Raw genomic sequence first — 21,149 nt, forward strand, 5'->3', positions numbered from 1 at the left:
TGGGAACTATGGATTTAACGAGCCAGGAAACGTTATTGAAATTTCGGGACGAGGCCATTCGGGCCTTTCGTGGAGAAGATCTGAACCTGCAACCCCGTAAGCGGCTGCAGATGATGGATAAGATGCCGACAGAGCTTCGGTCCCTCGACGAGTTTCGCGAAGCGTTTGTTATCAATGCAGTTTTGGGTAAGTGCCGGCCCGCAGCCGCGAACAAACAGATGTCGCTTTTGCGCGCCTCGCGAGAGAAGGCCCAGAAGCTGGAAGACTACGAGAATTTTGAAGCAATTCTTGAATCCCAGATGGATGGTGTCACCTTTGGCGCACACGGCTACCGCACCAGACAGCTTGAGGACGCAGACGCCGAAACGATCTACACGGGCGTTCACAAGATCCTTCAGGTTTTGAAAAAGCTGGGTTACGACGCCTTTGCCAATTCCGGTACGTTGCTTGGCTTGGTGAGGGACAAGGGGTTGATCCCCTATGACGACGATATTGATCTGGCGGTAATTTTGTCGGCTCGCCGCGACGAGGACGCGGCGGAAGAATTCAAGGTGTTGCTGGGATGCCTGCTGGCCGAGGGGCTGGATTGCTATTTTGTCGAAAGCAAAAACGCAATCATCAAACTTCCAAACATTGATGGCTTCGAGGTTGACCTGTTCCCAGCATATGGCGCTCATCGCCGGTACAACATCTTTCCGTATTCGCGCAAGCAACTGGTTTTCGCGGACATCTGGCCTCTGACAACATGCCCCGTAAGCAAGCTACCTTTGCCTGCGCGGCCGGAAGTGCTGCTTAGGGAAAATTATGGCGACACATGGGAAATTCCGAACCCGCGTTACACTTTTCCTTGGGTAACCCAGAAAGCCAAGTTTTCGACTCTGCTGAAAGAACTCGCAGAGGAAGAAGAGTATTGACCCGCGTCTAGCCGCGTCTTTGGCAGTGCGCAGGCCCTTCGAGTGTTCGCACGAAAGGTTGCTAGCCGGAGAGGCCCCGGCAAGGCAGCACTAGGGGGCGCTGGCGACCCTGCAGCCGACTCCTCAAAAACTTGAAGAAACATAAAAAAACGACCACTTCGGGCTTGGCATTTCGGTCTCAGGGGACTACTTGACCACATGCTCTAGAGCGCGCGATTCGTCACGCGCTCTTTTGCGTTTCGTCCGAGATGGCGGGTTGGGGCTTCAAACCCCTTTAATTCCTGCCTGAGACGGGATCAGACCAGATTGACTGTGGGTGCAAACTCCAGGCGGTTCGGGCGTCCCGTGTACGATGGACCCAACCGCCGGAGTAATCCGGTAGACTGAGCCGGAAGGGTAACCTTCCACAATTGGAGTGAAACTGTGGATAGAGCACAAAAAGAGAAACTGGTCGACGAACTCGGCCAAATCTTTGAAAGCTCTGGCGTCGTAGTGGTTAGCCACTACGAGGGTATCACGGTTGCTGAGATGCAAGACCTGCGTGCGCGTATGCGCGAAGCTGGTGGGTCTGTACGCGTCGCCAAGAACAGGCTCGCCAAAATCGCCCTCGAAGGTAAGCCATGCGCAAGCATTGCAACACACCTGACAGGGATGACCGTTCTCGCCTATTCAGAGGACCCAGTTGCCGCCGCGAAAGTGGTGAACGACTATTCCAAGGACAACGACAAGCTCGTTATCCTTGGGGGTGCTATGGGTGATAACGCGTTGGATGTCGCTGGTGTTAAAGCCGTGGCCGCCATGCCAAGCCGCGAGGAGCTTATTGCTTCCATCGTGGGTTGCATCGCTGCTCCTGCTTCGAACATTGCCGGCGCGATTGGCGCACCTGCTTCGAACTTGGCAAGCATTCTCAGCACCATCGAGGAAAAAGCAGCCGCTTGATCTTCGACAGATACCTTCGTGGGGTTGAAACCTACACGTTGGAACACAACTTAATAGAACGGAAACAGTATAATGGCTGATCTGAAAAAACTTGCTGAAGAGATCGTTGGTCTGACCCTTCTCGAAGCACAAGAACTGAAAACCATCCTCAAAGACGAGTATGGCATCGAACCTGCAGCCGGTGGCGCAGTGATGATGGCTGCTGGCGGCGACGCTGGCGGTGCGGCTGCTGAAGAGCAGACCGAATTCAACGTGATCCTGGTTTCTGCTGGTGCAGCAAAAATCAACGTCATCAAAGAAGTCCGCGGCATCACCGGCCTGGGCCTCAAAGAAGCAAAAGACCTGGTCGAAGCTGGCGGCAAAGCTGTCAAAGAAGGCGTCGACAAGGCCGAAGCAGAAGACATCAAAGCCAAGCTGGAAGCAGCTGGCGCAGAAGTCGAGCTCAAGTAATTGCTGCGCAGCTTCGCTGCGTAGACCTCAAAATAGCTGGATCCGGGTTAATTCCGGGTCCAGCTTTCCGCGTCTCAGACAGTGCTTTCAAGCAAAGCCCTGTCTAAGGAGCGGCAACGGTTCGGGAGTGCGCCATTGGGACGGCGCGCGGGTATTGAACCAGACGTCCTTAGTCCAAGTGGTATGCCGCCCGGCCCCGGGGTGACATATCCGAGGAAATTGAAAGGCTTTGACGAGCATGGCTCAAACATACGTTGGTCAAAAACGCATCCGCAAATATTTCGGCAAAATTGATGAAGTTCTGGCTATGCCGAACCTCATTGAAGTGCAGAAATCCTCCTATGATCTGTTCCTGAAGTCCGGCGACCAGCTGGCACCGATGGACGGCGAAGGTATCAAAGGTGTCTTCCAGTCGGTCTTCCCGATTAAAGACTTCAACGAGACGGCAATTCTCGAGTTCGTAAAATACGAGCTGGAAAAGCCGAAATACGACGTCGAGGAATGTCAGCAACGCGACATGACCTACAGCGCCCCGCTGAAGGTAACCTTGCGTCTGATCGTGTTTGATATCGACGAAGATACTGGTGCAAAATCGGTTAAAGACATCAAAGAACAAGACGTCTTCATGGGCGACATGCCTTTGATGACCCCAAACGGGACGTTCGTTGTGAACGGCACCGAGCGTGTTATCGTTTCCCAGATGCACCGCTCCCCGGGCGTGTTCTTCGATCACGACAAAGGCAAAACCCACTCGTCGGGTAAGTTGCTGTTCGCTTGCCGCATCATCCCATATCGCGGCTCGTGGCTCGACTTCGAGTTTGACGCCAAAGACGTTGTCTTTGCGCGCATTGACCGTCGTCGTAAACTGCCGGTGACGACCCTGCTCTACGCATTGGGGCTAGATCAGGAAGGCATCATGGATGCCTATTACGACACCGTTGACTTCAAAGCCGTGAAGAAAGCTGGCTGGTCCACCAAGTTCTTCCCGGAGCGGATCAAAGGCACCAAGCCAACCTCGGATATCATCGACGCCAAGACGGGTGAAGTCATTGCCGAAGCCGGCAAGAAAGTCACGCCGCGCGCGGTCAAGAAACTGATCGAAGAGGGCAACGTCGAAAACGTCCTGCTGCCGTTTGAGGGCATCATCGGCCGTTTCGTGGCGCGTGACATCATCAACGAAGAAACCGGCGAGATCTGGGTTGAAGCTGGCGACGAGCTGACTTGGGAGCTGGACAAAAAAGGTGAAGAAGTCATCGGCGGTACGCTGAAGACCCTTGTTGATAACGGCGTGACCACTATCCCGACGCTGGACATCGACAACATCAATGTGGGTCCATACATCCGCAACACAGTGGCCGTGGACAAGAACTTCAGCCGCGAAACTGCGCTGATGGACATCTACCGCGTTATGCGTCCGGGCGAGCCACCCACCGTTGAATCCGCTTCGGCCCTGTTTGAGACGCTGTTCTTCGATAGCGAGCGCTATGACCTGTCCGCTGTGGGCCGGGTGAAGATGAACATGCGTCTTGATCTGGACGCGGAAGACACCGTGCGCACCCTGCGCAAGGAAGACATCATCGCCTGCATCAAGGCGCTGGTTGACCTGCGTGACGGTCGCGGCGACATCGACGACATTGACCACTTGGGCAACCGTCGTGTGCGTTCCGTTGGCGAGCTGATGGAAAACCAGTACCGCGTTGGCCTGCTGCGCATGGAGCGCGCGATCAAAGAGCGTATGTCCAGCGTCGAAATCGACACGGTCATGCCGCAGGACTTGATCAACGCGAAACCAGCGGCTGCCGCCGTGCGTGAATTCTTCGGCTCCTCGCAGCTGTCGCAGTTCATGGACCAAACCAACCCGCTGTCGGAAGTGACGCACAAGCGTCGCTTGTCCGCTTTGGGCCCAGGTGGTTTGACACGTGAGCGTGCCGGTTTTGAGGTGCGCGACGTTCACCCGACCCACTACGGTCGTATGTGTCCGATCGAGACGCCGGAAGGGCCGAACATTGGTCTGATCAACTCGCTGGCTACTTTTGCCCGTGTGAACAAATACGGCTTCATCGAAACCCCATACCGCAAGGTTGTGGACGGCAAGGTGACGGATGACGTGCAATACATGTCCGCCACCGAAGAGATGCGTCACACGGTGGCGCAAGCCAACGCGCAACTGACCGACGAAGGCCGGTTCTCCAACGATCTGGTATCGACCCGCCAATCCGGCGACTACATGCTGCAATCGCGTGACAATGTTGACCTGATCGACGTGTCGCCAAAGCAGTTGGTCTCGGTTGCGGCCTCGCTGATCCCGTTCCTTGAAAACGACGATGCTAACCGGGCCTTGATGGGCTCGAACATGCAACGTCAGGCTGTGCCATTGCTGCAAGCTGATGCGCCTTACGTGGGCACCGGCATCGAAGGCGTCGTTGCCACTGACTCGGGCGCTGCCATTCAGGCGCATCGTGGCGGTATTATCGACCAAGTGGACGCGACCCGCATTGTTGTCCGCGTGACTGACGATCTGGAGCCGGGCGATCCCGGCGTGGACATCTACCGTCTGCGCAAGTTCCAGCGGTCCAACCAGAACACCTGCATCAACCAGCGTCCGCTGGTGAAAGTGGGCGGTGTCGTAACCAAAGGCGAAGTGATCGCCGACGGTCCGTCGACCGACATGGGCGAGTTGGCCCTTGGTAAGAACGTGCTCGTCGCGTTTATGCCTTGGAACGGCTACAACTATGAGGACTCCATCCTGATCTCCGAGCGGATTGCCCGTGACGACGTCTTCACCTCGATCCATATCGAGGAATTCGAAGTCGCCGCCCGTGACACCAAGCTTGGTCCGGAAGAGATCACCCGCGACATCCCGAACGTCGGTGAAGAAGCGCTGCGCAACCTCGACGAGGCTGGCATCGTTTACATCGGCGCCGACGTGGAGCCGGGCGACATTCTGGTCGGTAAGATCACACCAAAGGGCGAAAGCCCGATGACGCCGGAGGAGAAACTTCTCCGCGCCATCTTCGGTGAGAAGGCGTCCGACGTGCGCGACACCTCGCTGCGTGTGAAGCCGGGTGATTTCGGGACGGTTGTGGAGGTTCGCCTGTTCAACCGCCACGGCGTTGAGAAGGACGAACGCTCGCTGCAAATCGAGCGTGAGGAAATCGAACGCCTTGCTCGTGACCGCGACGATGAGATGGGCATCCTTGACCGCAACATCTACGCGCGTCTGCAAGGGATGCTGTTGGGCAAGAAGGCCGTGAAGGGTCCGAAGGGCGTGAAGCCGAACTCGGAAATCACCCCTGAACTGCTGGAAACCCTGTCGCGTGGCCAGTGGTGGCAGTTGGCTTTGGCTGAAGAAACCGAAGCCGCTTCCGTCGAGGCGCTGAACGGCCAGTACGAGGCGCAAAAAGACGCGCTTCAGGCCCGTTTCGAAGACAAGGTCGAGAAGGTTCGCCGTGGTGACGACTTGCCACCGGGCGTGATGAAAATGGTCAAAGTGTTCGTGGCGGTGAAGCGTAAGCTGCAACCGGGCGACAAGATGGCCGGTCGTCACGGCAACAAAGGTGTGATCTCGAAGGTCGTTCCAATGGAAGACATGCCGTTCCTTGCGGACGGTACCCCGGTCGACTTCTGTCTGAACCCGCTGGGTGTGCCGTCGCGTATGAACGTCGGTCAGATCCTTGAAACCCACATGGGTTGGGCCGCACGTGGTCTGGGTCTGAAGATCGACGAGGCTTTGGACGAGTTCAAACGCTCTGGCGATAGCCAGCCGGTGCGCGAAGCTCTGGAGCATGCGTATGGTTCCGAGACCTACAATGACGCGTTCGGCAACATGATCGAAACCGACATGATTGAATCCGCCGAGGCCGTGCGCTTTGGTGTTCCAATCGCCACGCCGGTTTTCGACGGTGCCAAGGAAGCGGACATCAACGAGGCGCTGACCAAAGCGGGCTTCGACACTTCAGGCCAATCGGTCCTGTTTGACGGTCGCACGGGCGAGCAGTTCTCGCGCAAAGTGACCGTGGGTGTGAAATACCTGCTGAAACTGCACCACCTTGTGGACGACAAAATCCACGCACGTTCTACCGGGCCATACTCGCTCGTCACGCAACAACCGCTGGGTGGTAAAGCCCAGTTCGGTGGTCAGCGTTTCGGGGAGATGGAAGTCTGGGCTCTGGAAGCCTACGGCGCCGCTTACACCTTGCAGGAAATGCTGACGGTGAAATCGGACGACGTGGCAGGCCGGACGAAAGTCTACGAGTCGATCGTCAAGGGCGAGGACAATTTCGAGGCCGGTATTCCGGAATCGTTCAACGTTCTCGTGAAAGAAGTGCGAGGCCTCGGCCTCAACATGGAACTCCTGGATGCGGAGGAGGAGTAGGGCGCTCGCGCCCCACTCAACCCATCCCCTAATTTGTAAGGACGCAAAATGAACCAGGAACTGACAACCAACCCGTTCAACCCGATCGCTCCGCCGAAAAGCTTTGACGAGATCAAAGTATCCTTGGCATCGCCCGAGCGCATCTTGAGCTGGTCTTACGGCGAGATCAAAAAGCCGGAAACCATCAACTACCGTACGTTCAAGCCAGAGCGTGACGGCCTGTTCTGTGCACGCATCTTTGGCCCGGTCAAAGACTACGAATGCCTGTGCGGTAAATACAAGCGCATGAAGTATCGCGGCGTTGTCTGCGAGAAATGTGGTGTTGAAGTTACGCTTCAAAAAGTACGCCGCGAGCGTATGGGCCACATCGAGCTGGCTGCCCCAGTTGCGCACATCTGGTTCCTCAAGTCGCTTCCATCCCGGATCGGCCTGATGCTGGATATGACTTTGCGCGATCTGGAACGCATTCTCTACTTCGAGAACTACGTTGTGATCGAGCCCGGTCTGACCGACCTGACTTACGGCCAATTGATGAACGAGGAAGAATTCCTCGACGCGCAAGACGCCTATGGCATGGACGCCTTCACCGCCAACATTGGTGCTGAAGCGATCCGCGAAATGCTGGCCGCAATTGATCTGGAAGCCGAGGCTGACCAGCTTCGTGAGGAATTGGCCGTCGCAACTGGCGAGCTGAAGCCGAAGAAGATCATCAAGCGTCTGAAACTGGTGGAGAACTTCCTCGAGTCCGGCAACCGTCCCGAGTGGATGGTTCTGACGGTAGTTCCCGTGATCCCGCCAGAGCTGCGCCCGCTGGTGCCGCTGGACGGTGGCCGCTTTGCGACCTCCGACCTGAACGACCTGTATCGCCGCGTGATCAACCGGAACAACCGCCTGAAGCGCCTGATCGAGCTTCGCGCGCCGGACATCATCGTGCGCAACGAGAAGCGTATGCTTCAAGAATCTGTGGACGCATTGTTCGACAACGGCCGTCGCGGCCGGACCATCACGGGTGCCAACAAGCGCCCGCTGAAGTCCTTGTCCGACATGCTGAAAGGTAAGCAAGGTCGCTTCCGTCAGAACCTTTTGGGTAAGCGCGTCGACTTCTCTGGCCGCTCGGTCATTGTGACTGGTCCGGAACTGAAACTGCATCAATGTGGTCTTCCCAAGAAGATGGCGTTGGAGCTGTTCAAGCCGTTCATCTATTCGCGTCTGGAGGCCAAAGGTCTGTCCAGCACCGTGAAGCAGGCGAAGAAACTGGTCGAAAAAGAGCGTCCCGAAGTGTGGGATATCCTCGACGAAGTTATCCGCGAGCATCCGGTCATGCTGAACCGTGCGCCGACTTTGCACCGTCTTGGCATCCAAGCGTTCGAGCCCGTTCTGATCGAAGGGAAAGCCATCCAGCTGCACCCGCTGGTTTGTTCGGCCTTTAACGCTGACTTCGACGGTGACCAAATGGCTGTTCACGTGCCACTGAGCCTTGAGGCCCAGCTGGAAGCTCGCGTGCTGATGATGTCGACCAACAACGTCCTGTCCCCTGCGAACGGTGCGCCGATTATCGTGCCATCGCAGGACATGATCCTTGGTCTCTACTACATCACCATGGAGCGCGAAGGCATGCATGGCGAAGGCAAGATCTTCGCAAATGTCGACGAAGTTCAGCACGCGCTGGATTCCGGCGAAGTGCATTTGCACGCCAAGATCCAAGCCCGTCTTCCACAGATCGACGAGGAAGGGAACGAGGTGCTGAAGCGCTTCGAGACCACACCTGGTCGTATCCGTCTGGGCGCGCTGCTGCCATTGAATGCGAAAGCTCCGTTCTCGCTGGTGAACCGTCTTCTGCGTAAGAAGGAAGTTCAGCAGGTTATTGACACGGTCTACCGCTACTGTGGTCAGAAAGAGTCTGTGATCTTCTGTGACCAGATCATGACCATGGGCTTCCGCGAAGCGTTCAAGGCAGGCATTTCGTTCGGTAAGGACGACATGATCATCCCTGACAGCAAGTGGCCAATTGTCGACAGCACGCGTGGACAGGTCAAAGAGTTCGAGCAGCAGTACATGGATGGCCTGATTACTCAGGGCGAAAAGTACAACAAAGTCATTGATGCATGGTCGAAATGTAACGACCAAGTCACTGACGCCATGATGGCCAACATTTCCGACTCCGGTCGGGCTGAGGACGGTTCGCAAAACGAGCCGAACTCGGTTTACATGATGGCCCACTCCGGTGCGCGTGGCTCGGTTACTCAGATGAAACAGCTGGGCGGTATGCGTGGTCTGATGGCCAAGCCGAACGGCGAGATCATCGAGACACCGATCATCTCGAACTTTAAAGAAGGTCTGACCGTTCTGGAGTACTTCAACTCTACTCACGGTGCTCGTAAGGGTCTGTCGGATACGGCTTTGAAAACGGCCAACTCCGGTTACCTGACACGTCGTCTGGTGGATGTTGCTCAGGACTGCATCGTGCGCATGCATGATTGTGGCACCGAAAACTACATCAACGCCTCCTCGGCGGTGAATGATGGTGAGGTTGTCTCGTCCATTGGCGAGCGTCTTCTGGGGCGGACCGCTGCCGAAGACATCCTGATGCCTGGCACGGACGAGATTCTTGTCGCCCGTGACGAGCTGATTGACGAGCGTAAGGCTGATGCCATCGACGCGGCGGATATTCCCGCTGCCCGCATGCGTTCGCCGCTGACTTGTGAAGCAGAAGAAGGCGTTTGCGCCATGTGCTACGGTCGTGACTTGGCCCGTGGTACGCTGGTGAACACTGGTGAAGCTGTCGGTATTATTGCTGCGCAGTCCATTGGTGAGCCCGGTACACAGCTGACGATGCGGACCTTCCACATCGGTGGTGTTGCGCAAGGTGGCCAACAGTCGTTCCTTGAGGCCTCGCAGGAGGGCAAGGTCGCGTTCGAGAACGCGTCCATCCTCGAGAACGCGTCTGGCGAGAAAGTGGTTATGGGCCGCAACATGCAGCTGACAATCACCGATGCCAATGGCACCGAGCGTGCGCGCCATAAAATCAGCTATGGCTCGAAGCTGCACATCAAGGATGGCGCCAAGGTGGTCCGCGGTGACAAGCTGTTCGAATGGGATCCATACACCCTTCCGATCATCGCCGAGAAAGACGGTAAGGCCCGTTTTGTCGATCTTATCTCCGGTATCGCCGTTAAGGACGAGACCGATGATGCGACCGGCATGACCCAGAAAATCGTGGTCGATTGGCGCGCTGCGCCAAAAGGCAACGATCTGAAGCCAGAGGTGATCATCGAAGGTGCAGACGGCGAGCCGGTGCGTTTGGAGAATGGCAACCCTGCCACCTACCCAATGTCCGTGGATGCCATTCTGTCCATCGAAGATGGTCAAGACATCAAGGCTGGTGACGTGGTTGCGCGTATCCCTCGTGAGGGTGCCAAAACCAAGGACATCACCGGTGGTCTGCCCCGTGTGGCCGAACTCTTTGAGGCACGTCGCCCCAAAGACCACGCCATCATCGCGGAAATCGACGGCTACGTTCGCTTCGGCAAGGACTACAAAAACAAGCGTCGCATTGCGATTGAGTCCTCGGACGACGCTGAGGTCAAAGTCGAATACATGGTGCCGAAGGGCAAACACATCCCTGTGGCCGAAGGCGACTTCGTCCAGAAGGGCGATTACATCATGGACGGCAACCCTGCGCCGCATGACATTCTCGCCATCATGGGTGTGGAGGCTCTGGCCGACTACATGATCGACGAAGTCCAAGACGTGTATCGTCTGCAAGGCGTGAAGATTAACGATAAACACATCGAGGTTATCGTTCGTCAGATGCTGCAGAAGTGGGAAATCCAGAGCTCTGGTATGACCACGCTTCTGAAGGGCGAGCATGTGGACAAGGCCGAGTTCGACGCCGCCAACGAAAAGGCGATCGCGAAGGGGGGCGAGCCTGCAACCGGCGAGCCAATCCTGCTCGGGATCACCAAGGCGTCGCTGCAAACGCGTTCGTTCATCTCCGCTGCATCGTTCCAGGAAACGACACGCGTGCTCACGGAGGCCTCTACCATGGGCAAACGTGACAAGCTGATCGGTCTGAAAGAGAACGTCATTGTGGGCCGTCTGATCCCGGCTGGTACCGGTGGTGCGACGCAGAAAATGCGCCGTGTTGCTCAAGATCGTGACAACGTTGTCATCGAGGCCCGCAAGGCCGAGGCGGAAGCCGCACTTGCACTGGCCGCACCGGAGGAGTCCCCAATGGATGACCCGATGGAGACAATCATGGTGGAAACACCTGAAAGCCGCGACGAGTAAAACACAGTTTACTGTTGAACAAAAAAGCGCCCGCCGAGAAATCGGCGGGCGCTCTTGCATTCATCATCCTGAAATCGAGGTTACTTCAGTTTTTCAGTCAAATGCTCGGCAAAGGTGTCGACCATTTGGATGTAATAGTCCGTGGTGTCCCGACGGATGATGACGATATCTTCACCGGGATCAAAAACGATCGGAGCTGGCAGGTACGAAACTGTAAGCTCGTAGGCTTGGTGCTCCGAGTTATCGTTTAGATTGTTGACGCTGACCGATCCGGCAAGTTCGGATTCCTCAAGGCCAAGGACAGACTGGAAGCTGTTTGCCAGCGACAATTCGTCGATGTCCACAACAACGCTTGCTCCGTCGTCAGACAGTTGATCCGTAAGCTTGGCTACAATCGCAGTCTCAAGGTCTTCCTCGATGCTGGTGTAGTAAGCCGCGGCACTCTCGTTTTTGATCGCCGTCAGGTCTACGGTGACGTCAACGCTGCTGACCGAAGTTTCTGCAAACGCGGACGAGCTCATCAAAAGGGCTGCCGCTGCGGGCACAAGTGACTTAAACATGGTGTCTCCATTCATTTTCTACGACGCAAGTTGGCGTCTGTTATGAGGGGACAACGTCTGATGGATCGTCCGGTTCCATCTTTCTGGCTGATTGTATGGCTTGTTCAGGACATCCAATGAAGAAACAGACAGGCTCTGTTCAGTTCCACATATCGGTGATAGCTGCGATTCCATGGACCTTTCAGACAACACCCGTGGCGCCCTTTTCATGATGGGCTCAATGACCGCCTTTACCTTGAACGACGCGTGCATGAAGTCGCTCTCGGGCGAGTTGCCGCTGTTTCAGGCTTTGCTCCTGCGATCAATTGCGGTGATTGCATTCATTAGCTTTATGGCTTGGCGGGCAGGGACGTTCCGGACCCGTATCAGTCGCAAAGACCAAATGCTGATCGCGCTGCGCACCGTTGTGGAAATCGCTGCGGCGTATTTCTTCATTTCCGCATTGTTCCACCTGCCAATTGCCGACGTCACAGCAATTCTCCAAGCCCTGCCTTTGACCGTCACACTCGCGGGGGCTGTGTTTCTGGGGGAGGCCGTCGGTTGGAAACGCTTGATGGCGATTTTGGTCGGTTTCGCAGGGGTCATGCTGATCTTGCGCCCGCCCTTCCTTTTCGGGGAGGGAAGCGGGTTTTCCGTCTACTCCATATATGTGCTGCTGGCGGTGGTCTGTGTGACTGTGCGCGACCTGTGCGCGCGCCGTATCTCTGCCGCGGTGCCGTCCATGACCATTGCTCTTGCGGCGGCGGTCGGAGTGATGTCGCTTGGTGCCGTCGGCAGTATAACGCAACCTTGGCAACCGGTCAGCGTGACGTCGGTTATGTGGCTGGCGGGTGCGAGCTTCTTCGTGATCGGCGGCTATATCTTTTCCGTCTCGGCAATGCGCTCGGGGGAAATCGGGTTCGTCGCTCCGTTCCGGTACACAAGTCTGGTTGTAGCTCTGATTTTAGGGTTGTTCTTGTTTGGCGAGTGGCCAGACAGATTGACCATGCTCGGCTCTGGGATCGTTGTCGCGACCGGGCTGTTCACGCTCTACCGTGAACGCCTAACAGCCAAACGGCAGCACCTTGGGCTCAGACCAAGATAAGACGCGACAGGAATTCGAGGCCTTATCCGACCTGCACCTGTTGACACTATTGGCGACTCCGCATATCACGCGCGCAATCAGGTCGGGGATCGCTCGGCTTGCACTCAAAATTTAGTGGTCACGATCCGGACACTTATTCGTCCCGATCCTCTGTAATCCCACCGCGCGGATCCCAGGTAGGGTAACCCGCTGCGGGTCTTTGTGTTTGCGGACGCGTAAATACAACCAAGAATTAGCGGGCTGCGCGCGTGTGGCCCAAACGAAGTTGAAACCAAGGGGACGATCCTCCATGCCAACGATCCAACAGCTGATCCGCAAACCGCGCCAGCCAAAACGCAAGACTTCCAAGTCTCAGCACCTCGAGCAATGCCCGCAAAAGCGTGGCGTTTGTACTCGTGTTTATACCACGACACCAAAGAAGCCGAACTCCGCTATGCGGAAGGTCGCCAAAGTGCGCCTGACAAACGGTTTCGAGGTTATCTCGTACATCGGTGGTGAGAGCCACAACCTTCAGGAGCACTCTGTGGTTCTGATCCGCGGCGGTCGCGTAAAAGACCTTCCGGGTGTCCGTTACCACATCCTGCGCGGTGTGTTGGATACCCAAGGCGTTAAAGATCGTAAGCAACGTCGTTCGAAATACGGCGCGAAGCGTCCGAAGTAAGGAAGAGATTACATGTCACGTCGTCACGCCGCTGAAAAACGCGAGATTCTGCCGGACGCCAAATTTGGCGACCGCGTTCTGAGCAAATTTATGAACAACCTGATGATCGACGGCAAGAAATCTGCCGCCGAGCGCATCGTATACAACGCCTTTGATCGCGTTGAAGCCAAGCTGAAGAAAGCTCCTGTGGAAGTGTTCCACGAAGCTCTCGAGCTGATCAAGCCTTCCGTCGAAGTGCGTTCGCGCCGCGTCGGTGGTGCTACCTACCAGGTTCCTGTCGAAGTGCGCCCCGAGCGCCGCGAAGCCCTGGCCATCCGTTGGTTGATCAAAGCTGCGCGTTCGCGCAACGAGCACACAATGGAAGAGCGTCTTGCAGGCGAATTGATGGATGCCGTGAACTCCCGTGGTTCCGCCGTCAAGAAGCGTGAAGACACACATAAGATGGCCGACGCTAACAAAGCGTTCAGCCACTACCGCTGGTAAGGGAGCGCATCTGATATGGCACGCGACTATCCCCTCGAACGCTACCGGAACTTCGGTATTATTGCGCACATTGATGCCGGTAAAACCACATGTTCCGAGCGTATCCTGTTCTATACAGGCAAATCCCACAACATCGGCGAAGTGCACGATGGCGCAGCAACCATGGACTGGATGGAGCAAGAGCAGGAGCGTGGCATCACGATCACCTCTGCTGCGACAACCACGTTCTGGGAGCGCACTGAGAACGGCGTCGAGCCTGACTCTCTGAAGCACCGCATGAACATCATCGACACACCGGGCCACGTTGACTTCACGATCGAAGTCGAGCGTTCCTTGGCTGTTCTCGATGGTGCCGTGACCGTTCTTGACGGTAACGCTGGTGTCGAGCCGCAAACCGAAACTGTTTGGCGTCAGGCTGATCGCTATAAGGTCCCGCGGATCGTGTTCGTTAACAAAATGGACAAGATCGGCGCAGACTTCTTTAACTGCGTTCGCATGATCGAAGACCGCACAGGCGCAACCGCTATTCCGGTTGGTATCCCGATTGGTGCCGAAACCGAACTCGAAGGTCTTATCGACCTCGTGACTATGGAAGAGTGGCTGTGGCAGGGTGAAGACCTTGGTGCATCCTGGATCAAAGCTCCGATCCGCGACAGTCTGAAAGCGCAAGCCGACGAATGGCGTGGCAAAATGATCGAAGCCGCCGTCGAAATGGACGACGACGCGATGGAAGCCTACCTGATGGACGCCGTCGAGCCGGACGTTAAATCTCTGCGCGCTTTGCTGCGCAAGGGTTGTCTGGCGCTGAAATTTGTTCCGGTTCTGGGTGGTTCTGCATTCAAGAACAAAGGTGTTCAGCCGCTGCTTAACGCTGTTATCGACTACCTGCCGTCTCCAATGGACGTTGTCGACTACATGGGCTTTAAGCCGGGCGACGAGACAGAAACACGTGACATTCCGCGCCGTGCGGATGACAACATGCCGTTCTCTGGCCTTGCGTTCAAAATCATGAACGACCCTTACATGGGGACGTTGACGTTCACACGTATCTACTCTGGCAAGCTCGCCAAGGGTGATAACCTGATGAACACCACTAAAGGCAACAAAGAGCGTATCGGCCGTATGGTTATGATGCACTCGAACAAGCAAGAAGAGATCACCGAAGCGTTTGCTGGTGACATCATCGCGCTTGCCGGTCTGAAAAACACCACCACGGGCGACACTTTGTCGGACGAAAAAGAGCAGGTGGTGCTGGAAACGATGACATTCCCCGATCCAGTGATCGAGATTGCCGTCGAGCCGAAGACAAAAGCCGACCAAGAGAAAATGTCTCTGGGCCTGCAACGTCTGGCTGCCGAGGATCCATCCTTCCGCGTGGAGACCGACATCGAGTCCGGTCAAACCATCATGAAGGGCATGGGCGAACTTCACCTCGATATCCTTGTGGACCGTTTGAAGCGCGAATTCAAAGTTGAAGCCAACATTGGTGCGCCTCAGGTTGCTTACCGCGAGACCATTGGTCACGAGGTCGAGCACACCTACACCCACAAGAAACAGTCGGGTGGTTCTGGTCAGTTCGGCGAAGTGAAAATGATCATTTCCCCGACAGAGCCGGGCGAAGGTTACTCGTTTGAAAGCAAGATCGTCGGTGGTGCTATTCCGAAGGAATACATCCCAGGTGTTGAAAAAGGTATCTTGTCCGTTATGGATAGCGGCCCGCTGGCTGGCTTCCCCGTGATCGACTTCAAGGTGGCCTTGATCGACGGTAAGTTCCACGACGTTGACTCCAGCATTTTGGCATTCGAGATCGCAGCACGTATGTGTATGCGTGAAGGGATGCGCAAAGCTGGCGCCAAACTGTTGGAACCTGTGATGAAGGTCGAAGTTGTGACACCGGAAGAATATACCGGCGGCATCATCGGTGACCTGACATCGCGTCGTGGTCAGGTGCAGGGTCAAGATACACGCGGCAACGCGATTGCTATCGACGCCACCGTGCCTTTGGCGAACATGTTCGGCTACATCAACACGCTGCGGTCGATGTCTTCTGGTCGTGCGAACTTCACCATGCAGTTCGATCACTACGAGCCAGTGCCACACGCGATCTCTGAAGAAATTCAGGCCAAATTTGCATAATTCCGGTGCGCGCCTCGGGCGCGCATCGTCCCACTTCTAAGGCATCGGGTCTGACCCGCCGTCTGAACATACAAAAAATCAGGAGGCCATCATGGCTAAGGAAAAGTTTGAACGCTCTAAACCACACGTCAACATCGGCACAATCGGCCACGTTGACCACGGCAAAACCACGCTGACAGCAGCGATCACCAAGTATTTCGGTGACTTCCAAGCGTATGACCAAATCGACGGCGCGCCCGAAGAAAAAGCCCGCGGCATCACGATCTCGACCGCGCATGTCGAGTACGAGACCGAAAACCGCCACTACGCCCACGTTGACTGCCCCGGCCACGCCGACTACGTCAAAAACATGATCACCGGTGCCGCCCAAATGGACGGCGCGATCCTGGTTGTGAACGCGGCTGACGGCCCGATGCCACAGACCCGTGAGCACATCCTGCTGGGCCGCCAGGTTGGCATCCCGAAGATGGTCGTTTACATGAACAAAGTTGACCAAGTGGATGACGACGAGCTGCTCGAGCTGGTTGAAATGGAAATCCGCGAGCTGCTGTCCTCCTACGACTACCCTGGCGACGACATTCCAGTGATCCCGGGCTCCGCTCTGGCCGCTATGGAAGGCCGCGACCCGGAAATCGGCGAGGAGTCCATCCGCAAGCTGATGGCCGCTGTTGACGAATACATCCCAACGCCAGAGCGGGCTGTGGACCAGCCGTTCCTGCTGCCGATCGAGGACGTGTTCTCGATCTCCGGTCGCGGCACGGTTGTCACCGGCCGTATCGAGCGCGGTGTGGTTAACGTGGGTGACGAGCTGTCCATCGTGGGCATCCGTGACACCACAAAAACCACCTGTACCGGTGTTGAAATGTTCCGCAAACTGCTGGATCGCGGTGAAGCAGGCGACAACGTCGGCGTCCTGCTGCGCGGCATCGACCGTGACGGCGTTGAGCGTGGTCAGGTTCTGGTCAAGCCGGGTTCGGTGACACCACACACCAAGTTCGAGGCCGAGGCGTATATCCTCACCAAGGAAGAGGGTGGCCGTCACACGCCGTTCTTCGCGAACTACCGTCCACAGTTCTACTTCCGGACAACAGACGTCACGGGCACCGTTAACCTGCCAGAAGGCACGGAAATGGTTATGCCGGGCGACAACCTGAAGTTCGACGTCGAGCTGATCGCGCCGATCGCCATGGAGCAAGGCCTCCGCTTCGCGATCCGCGAAGGTGGCCGCACTGTTGGCGCTGGTGTTGTGTCTAAAATCACGGATTGATTTTGGAAACACGCCACGTGGGTGGAAGTTGCTCGCAAGAGCAATGAGAACCCACTCAGGTGTTGCTAAACAGAAGGCCGCTTCCGAAGGGAGGCGGCCTTTTGCGTTTGAAGTGCTTTAGAATTAGCCATCTGGCGTCATATTTAACCTAATATTGCAGTACTCTACCGCTCCACCCATTGGAATGGTTTGACGCTCAAGTCCACTTCCGCAGTCATAGTCCAAAACAACATCGAAACTTACTAAACCAATCGGATCGGAAATGTCCTCAATTTTCCCAAATAGCCGTTCATCACTGTTGTTCGGGAAATCATCTTGCGCGTAGAAATCTACTGGCAATGCGAGAGAATTTGGCCCACGGGCTTCATCGCAATATCCAGCATTAACTACCCGCTTTTTACTCTGGGTTTCGCCCCCAAATTCTACAACGAAACTTGTCGGGAGCAGGGTTACAAACTCCAAAACAAGTATTTGTTTGCTGGCAAAGTTACCAAGTTGAATATGGAAGGCATTGCCGGCTAACTCTTCAACAAAATATTCATTCTTCGAGACGTTGTTATCAGAATAAAAATTTACCGCCGCGAGGTGGTTGGACGAAATATTCAATGGAGCCACGAAGACTGAGCTGTTGGGCACAGGCACTTCACTATGATTTACAACAATAACCTTTGCTTGCTGCAGAAATGGGTAGTGGCCAGCTGAGTGCGTTTTGCTGGTCTGCCCATCTGACGAACTTACAAGGAGAGTGGCATTCCTTAACGGTGTACAAACTATGACTTCAATCCCACGTTTGGGGCCAACTACAACTTGAAGCCAATCAGTGAAATATGACTGAATAAAGGGTCCGAATAGAAAGCTGACGAACGCTATGCACACTGTCCACTTTAGTATATTAGCTTTTGCCCAAGTCATCATGTGGGTGCGTTTCTCCGTCAATCGGCCGCATACGGCATTACTATTTAAGCTATGATGTAAGCAACGGCTTGGGGGCGCAACTAATCAAAACTCGCGCACTTGCTCCAAGCTCATACAAAACCCCTTGCCACACACAGCGACTCCCCCTAAAGAACCCACACGGAACAGGGGTACGCCATGCGTGCCCTTCTTTTGTTTCGGAAAAATAGACGCGATGAGGGTGCCGGATGAGCCGCCATCCTCCAATCCGTTAAGACCTCATTTCGAGGGATATATGTCATGGCAGCTAGCCAAAACATTCGCATCCGCCTGAAGGCGTTTGACTACCGGGTCCTGGATGCATCTACCCAAGAGATCGTAAACACTGCAAAGCGCACCGGCGCTGACGTTCGTGGCCCGATCCCTTTGCCCAACAAAATTGAAAAATTCACCGTTCTGCGTGGCCCACACGTGGACAAAAAATCCCGCGATCAGTTCGAGATCCGCACGCATAAGCGTCTGCTCGACATTGTTGACCCAACACCGCAAACCGTGGACGCGCTGATGAAGCTCGACCTGGCTGCTGGCGTTGACGTCCAGATCTCGGTTTAAGGAGGGCTTCTTGATATGTTGCGCTCTGGTGTAATTGCGAAGAAGGTCGGCATGACCCGCCTCTTCATGGAAGACGGCAAGCAGATCCCTGTGACCGTTCTTCAACTCGACAAGCTGGAAGTGGTTGCCAACCGCACCATGGAGAAGGACGGCTACACAGCTGTTCAGCTCGGTGCTGGCACTGCCAAAGCCAAACGGACTTCTAAAGCCATGCGCGGCCACTTCGCCGCTGCAAAGGTGGAGCCTAAGCGCAAGATCGCTGAGTTCCGCGTTGCTGAGGAAAACCTGATCCCCGTTGGTGAAGAAATCATCGCGGCCCACTACTTTGAGGGTCAATTCGTGGATGTTGCCGGTACGTCTATCGGTAAGGGTTTCCAAGGTGCGATGAAGCGTCACAACTTCGGGGGCCTGCGCGCTACTCACGGTGTGTCCATCTCTCACCGCTCGCACGGCTCGACGGGTCAGTGTCAGGATCCTGGCAAGGTTTTCAAAGGCAAGAAAATGGCCGGCCACATGGGCGCTGCCCGCGTGACCACGCAGAACCTGCAAGTGATCAAAACCGACAACGAGCGCGGCCTGATCATGATCAAAGGCGCCGTTCCCGGCTCCAAAGGTGGCTGGGTCACCGTTAAAGACGCGGTGAAGAAGCCATTGTCTGAAAACGTGATCTTCCCTGCTGCGCTGGCCTCCGCTGCCCGTGAAGCGATGAAAGCCGCAGACGAAGCCGCCGCCGCCGCTGAAGCCGAAGCAACCGCAGCAGCAGAAGCAGCAGCCGCAGAAGCTGCCGCCGCTGAAGAAGCCGCAATGAAAGAAGCAGAAGCATCCATTGACGCTGATAAAGCCGAAGGCGATGCACCTGAAGGAGACAAGTCCGATGAAAGCTGATGCCATCAATCTGGACGGCAAGAAGGCTGGCTCGGTAGAGCTGTCTGACGCCATCTTCGGCCTTGAGCCACGTGCGGACATTCTGCACCGTGTGGTTCGCTGGCAGCGCAACAACGCACAGGCCGGCACCCACAAGGTGAAGACCCGTTCGGAAGTTAACTACTCGACCAAGAAGATCTACCGCCAAAAAGGCACCGGTGGCGCTCGCCACGGCGCACGCTCGGCTCCGATCTTCCGCGGTGGTGGTGTCTACAAAGGCCCAACACCTCGCAGCCACGGCCACGAGCTTCCCAAGAAGGTTCGTAAGCTTGGCCTGATGCACGCCCTGTCCGCCAAAGCGGTTGCAGGCGAGTTGGTCATCATCGACAGCATCAACATCAAAGATGTGAAAACCAAGACCTTGGCCGCACAGATCAAGGAACTGGGTTGGAAACGCGCTTTGATCATTGATGGTGCCGACGTGAACGCTGACTTCGTTCAAGCTGCCCGCAACATCGCTGGTCTGGACGTTCTGCCTACAATGGGCGCCAACGTCTTCGACATCCTGAAACGTGACACTTTGGTTATCACCAAAGCCGGTCTCGAAGCACTGGAGGCTCGCCTGTCATGAGCACGAAGTCTGAGCACTACGACGTGATCCGCAAGCCGCTGATCACCGAGAAAGCCACACTGGCCTCGGAGAACAACGCGGTTGTGTTTGAAGTCGACATCGCGGCCAACAAGCCGATGATCAAAGAAGCAGTGGAAACACTCTTCGGCGTCAAGGTGAAGGCGGTTAACACCACCATCACCAAAGGTAAGGTCAAGCGCTTCCGGGGTCAGCCCGGTCGCCGCAAAGACGTGAAGAAGGCGTATGTTACCCTCGAAGAAGGTAACACGATCGACGTCTCTACCGGTCTGTAAATGGTCGGCGGGGTGATCCCTGCCCGACGCATAGAATTGAAGAAGCCCCGCTTGGAAAAGTGGGGCTTTTTCTATTCCTTCGTCCGTTCGCTTGTTCTGCGTCACCAAACGCCCGCTAGAGCCCCTCTGTGACTGGATCCCGCTACAGGTCCTGACAGCGCGCTAAGATATGGGCCGTTTTTGTGGTAGAATGGAACAACAAATGATGGAGGGGAATATGAGCTACGTAACAATAACAACTTGGGAAATCGCAGATGGTGTGGATTACCATATATCCTTGCGTGCGATCGAAGAGAAACGCCTACCCGCTTTGAAAGGTTTTGGGGCGAGCCGTATAACGGTGATCCGCACCAGCGAGCGAACCAGTGCTGCCATAACTGTATGGCCAGACAAGGCCACGAGGGACGCCGCCGAGTTGAAAATCGACGAAGTGCGCAGATCTGTCCATACGGAGGACAAGACCCGGATGACTGGTGAGATGAAGGGCGAAATTGTCGCGGATCTCTAATGCCAAGATCACCAAAGGTAAGGTCAAGCGTTTCCGAGATACGCAAAGCTCGGAAACAAGCCGCAGGCGCCGAGCATCGCTGGCCCGTCCCACGGGCTGGCGATTTGGTTGGGCTTGGTTTTACCTTGAAGGGGAGGACGTGCTCGGCTGCCATAAAGTGGTGTCCAAGGAGGTCGGATCGCCATCCC

The 21,149-nt window shown here is 55.8% G+C and carries 17 protein-coding genes; 15 read left to right on the forward strand and 2 right to left on the reverse strand.

The genetic code is table 11. The annotated features are described in order from the left end of the window. The first annotated feature begins 8 nt into the window (after positions 1-8). The 5 genes from BUB72_RS07010 (at position 9) to rpoC (ending at position 10,968) form a co-directional block, all read left to right on the forward strand. On the forward strand, positions 9-914 hold the full coding sequence (locus BUB72_RS07010) for a LicD family protein (RefSeq protein WP_073142176.1): 906 nt from the start codon (positions 9-11) through the stop codon (positions 912-914). Between the two features lie 423 nt (positions 915-1,337). Next, a complete protein-coding gene (gene rplJ / locus BUB72_RS07015; protein WP_073142178.1) occupies positions 1,338-1,853 on the forward strand; it encodes a 50S ribosomal protein L10 in 516 nt (171 codons plus the stop codon). A 72-nt stretch (positions 1,854-1,925) separates the two neighbouring features. After that, complete coding sequence (gene rplL / locus BUB72_RS07020) at positions 1,926-2,303, forward strand: 50S ribosomal protein L7/L12 (protein ID WP_073142181.1); 378 nt, start codon at positions 1,926-1,928, stop codon at positions 2,301-2,303. Between the two features lie 238 nt (positions 2,304-2,541). Next, positions 2,542-6,678 carry a DNA-directed RNA polymerase subunit beta gene (gene rpoB, locus BUB72_RS07025; RefSeq protein WP_073142184.1) on the forward strand — a complete coding sequence of 1,379 codons (4,137 nt, stop codon included), beginning with the start codon at positions 2,542-2,544 and terminating at the stop codon, positions 6,676-6,678. 48 nt (positions 6,679-6,726) lie between these two features. Next, positions 6,727-10,968, forward strand: coding sequence for a DNA-directed RNA polymerase subunit beta' (gene rpoC / locus BUB72_RS07030; RefSeq protein WP_073142187.1), 4,242 nt, complete (start codon positions 6,727-6,729; stop codon positions 10,966-10,968). Between the two features lie 80 nt (positions 10,969-11,048). Here rpoC and BUB72_RS07035 read toward each other — a convergent pair whose 3' ends face one another. Then, a complete protein-coding gene (locus tag BUB72_RS07035; RefSeq protein ID WP_073142189.1) occupies positions 11,049-11,528 on the reverse strand; it encodes a hypothetical protein in 480 nt (159 codons plus the stop codon). Positions 11,529-11,700: 172 nt separating this feature from the next. On the opposite strand from BUB72_RS07035, the gene BUB72_RS07040 reads away from it, so the two are divergent. The 5 genes from BUB72_RS07040 to tuf all read left to right on the forward strand — a co-directional run bounded on the left by BUB72_RS07040 (position 11,701) and on the right by tuf (position 17,159). After that, positions 11,701-12,612 carry a DMT family transporter gene (locus tag BUB72_RS07040; protein WP_073142191.1) on the forward strand — a complete coding sequence of 304 codons (912 nt, stop codon included), beginning with the start codon at positions 11,701-11,703 and terminating at the stop codon, positions 12,610-12,612. Between the two features lie 289 nt (positions 12,613-12,901). Then, entirely contained in the window at positions 12,902-13,273 is a 372-nt protein-coding gene (rpsL, locus tag BUB72_RS07045; protein WP_073142194.1) for a 30S ribosomal protein S12, read from the forward strand. A 12-nt stretch (positions 13,274-13,285) separates the two neighbouring features. Then, complete coding sequence (gene rpsG, locus BUB72_RS07050) at positions 13,286-13,756, forward strand: 30S ribosomal protein S7 (RefSeq protein ID WP_073142197.1); 471 nt, start codon at positions 13,286-13,288, stop codon at positions 13,754-13,756. A gap of 15 nt (positions 13,757-13,771) precedes the next feature. Continuing rightward, a complete protein-coding gene (gene fusA, locus BUB72_RS07055) occupies positions 13,772-15,892 on the forward strand; it encodes an elongation factor G (RefSeq protein ID WP_073142200.1) in 2,121 nt (706 codons plus the stop codon). A 91-nt stretch (positions 15,893-15,983) separates the two neighbouring features. Continuing rightward, positions 15,984-17,159, forward strand: coding sequence for an elongation factor Tu (gene tuf, locus BUB72_RS07060; RefSeq protein ID WP_073142162.1), 1,176 nt, complete (start codon positions 15,984-15,986; stop codon positions 17,157-17,159). A gap of 123 nt (positions 17,160-17,282) precedes the next feature. Here tuf and BUB72_RS07065 read toward each other — a convergent pair whose 3' ends face one another. Then, positions 17,283-18,074: a hypothetical protein gene (locus BUB72_RS07065; RefSeq protein ID WP_073142202.1), complete on the reverse strand. Its 792-nt coding sequence runs from the start codon at positions 18,072-18,074 to the stop codon at positions 17,283-17,285. Positions 18,075-18,353: 279 nt separating this feature from the next. On the opposite strand from BUB72_RS07065, the gene rpsJ reads away from it, so the two are divergent. The 5 genes from rpsJ to BUB72_RS07090 all read left to right on the forward strand — a co-directional run bounded on the left by rpsJ (position 18,354) and on the right by BUB72_RS07090 (position 20,961). Next, a complete protein-coding gene (gene rpsJ / locus BUB72_RS07070) occupies positions 18,354-18,665 on the forward strand; it encodes a 30S ribosomal protein S10 (protein WP_021101968.1) in 312 nt (103 codons plus the stop codon). Between the two features lie 15 nt (positions 18,666-18,680). Next, positions 18,681-19,550, forward strand: a complete 870-nt coding sequence (gene rplC / locus BUB72_RS07075) for a 50S ribosomal protein L3 (RefSeq protein WP_073142204.1) — start codon at positions 18,681-18,683, stop codon at positions 19,548-19,550. Further along, a complete protein-coding gene (gene rplD, locus BUB72_RS07080; RefSeq protein ID WP_073142206.1) occupies positions 19,540-20,160 on the forward strand; it encodes a 50S ribosomal protein L4 in 621 nt (206 codons plus the stop codon). Before rplC ends, rplD begins: the two co-directional genes overlap by 11 nt. Beyond that, positions 20,157-20,453 (forward strand): 50S ribosomal protein L23, encoded by a 297-nt coding sequence (locus BUB72_RS07085; RefSeq protein WP_073142208.1) that lies wholly within the window; start codon positions 20,157-20,159, stop codon positions 20,451-20,453. Before rplD ends, BUB72_RS07085 begins: the two co-directional genes overlap by 4 nt. A gap of 217 nt (positions 20,454-20,670) precedes the next feature. Further along, positions 20,671-20,961, forward strand: coding sequence for a hypothetical protein (locus tag BUB72_RS07090; RefSeq protein ID WP_139250628.1), 291 nt, complete (start codon positions 20,671-20,673; stop codon positions 20,959-20,961). Positions 20,962-21,149: the final 188 nt, after the last annotated feature.

This window comes from Litoreibacter ascidiaceicola (genome assembly GCF_900129235.1).
Taxonomy (GTDB): Bacteria; Pseudomonadota; Alphaproteobacteria; order Rhodobacterales; family Rhodobacteraceae; genus Litoreibacter; species Litoreibacter ascidiaceicola.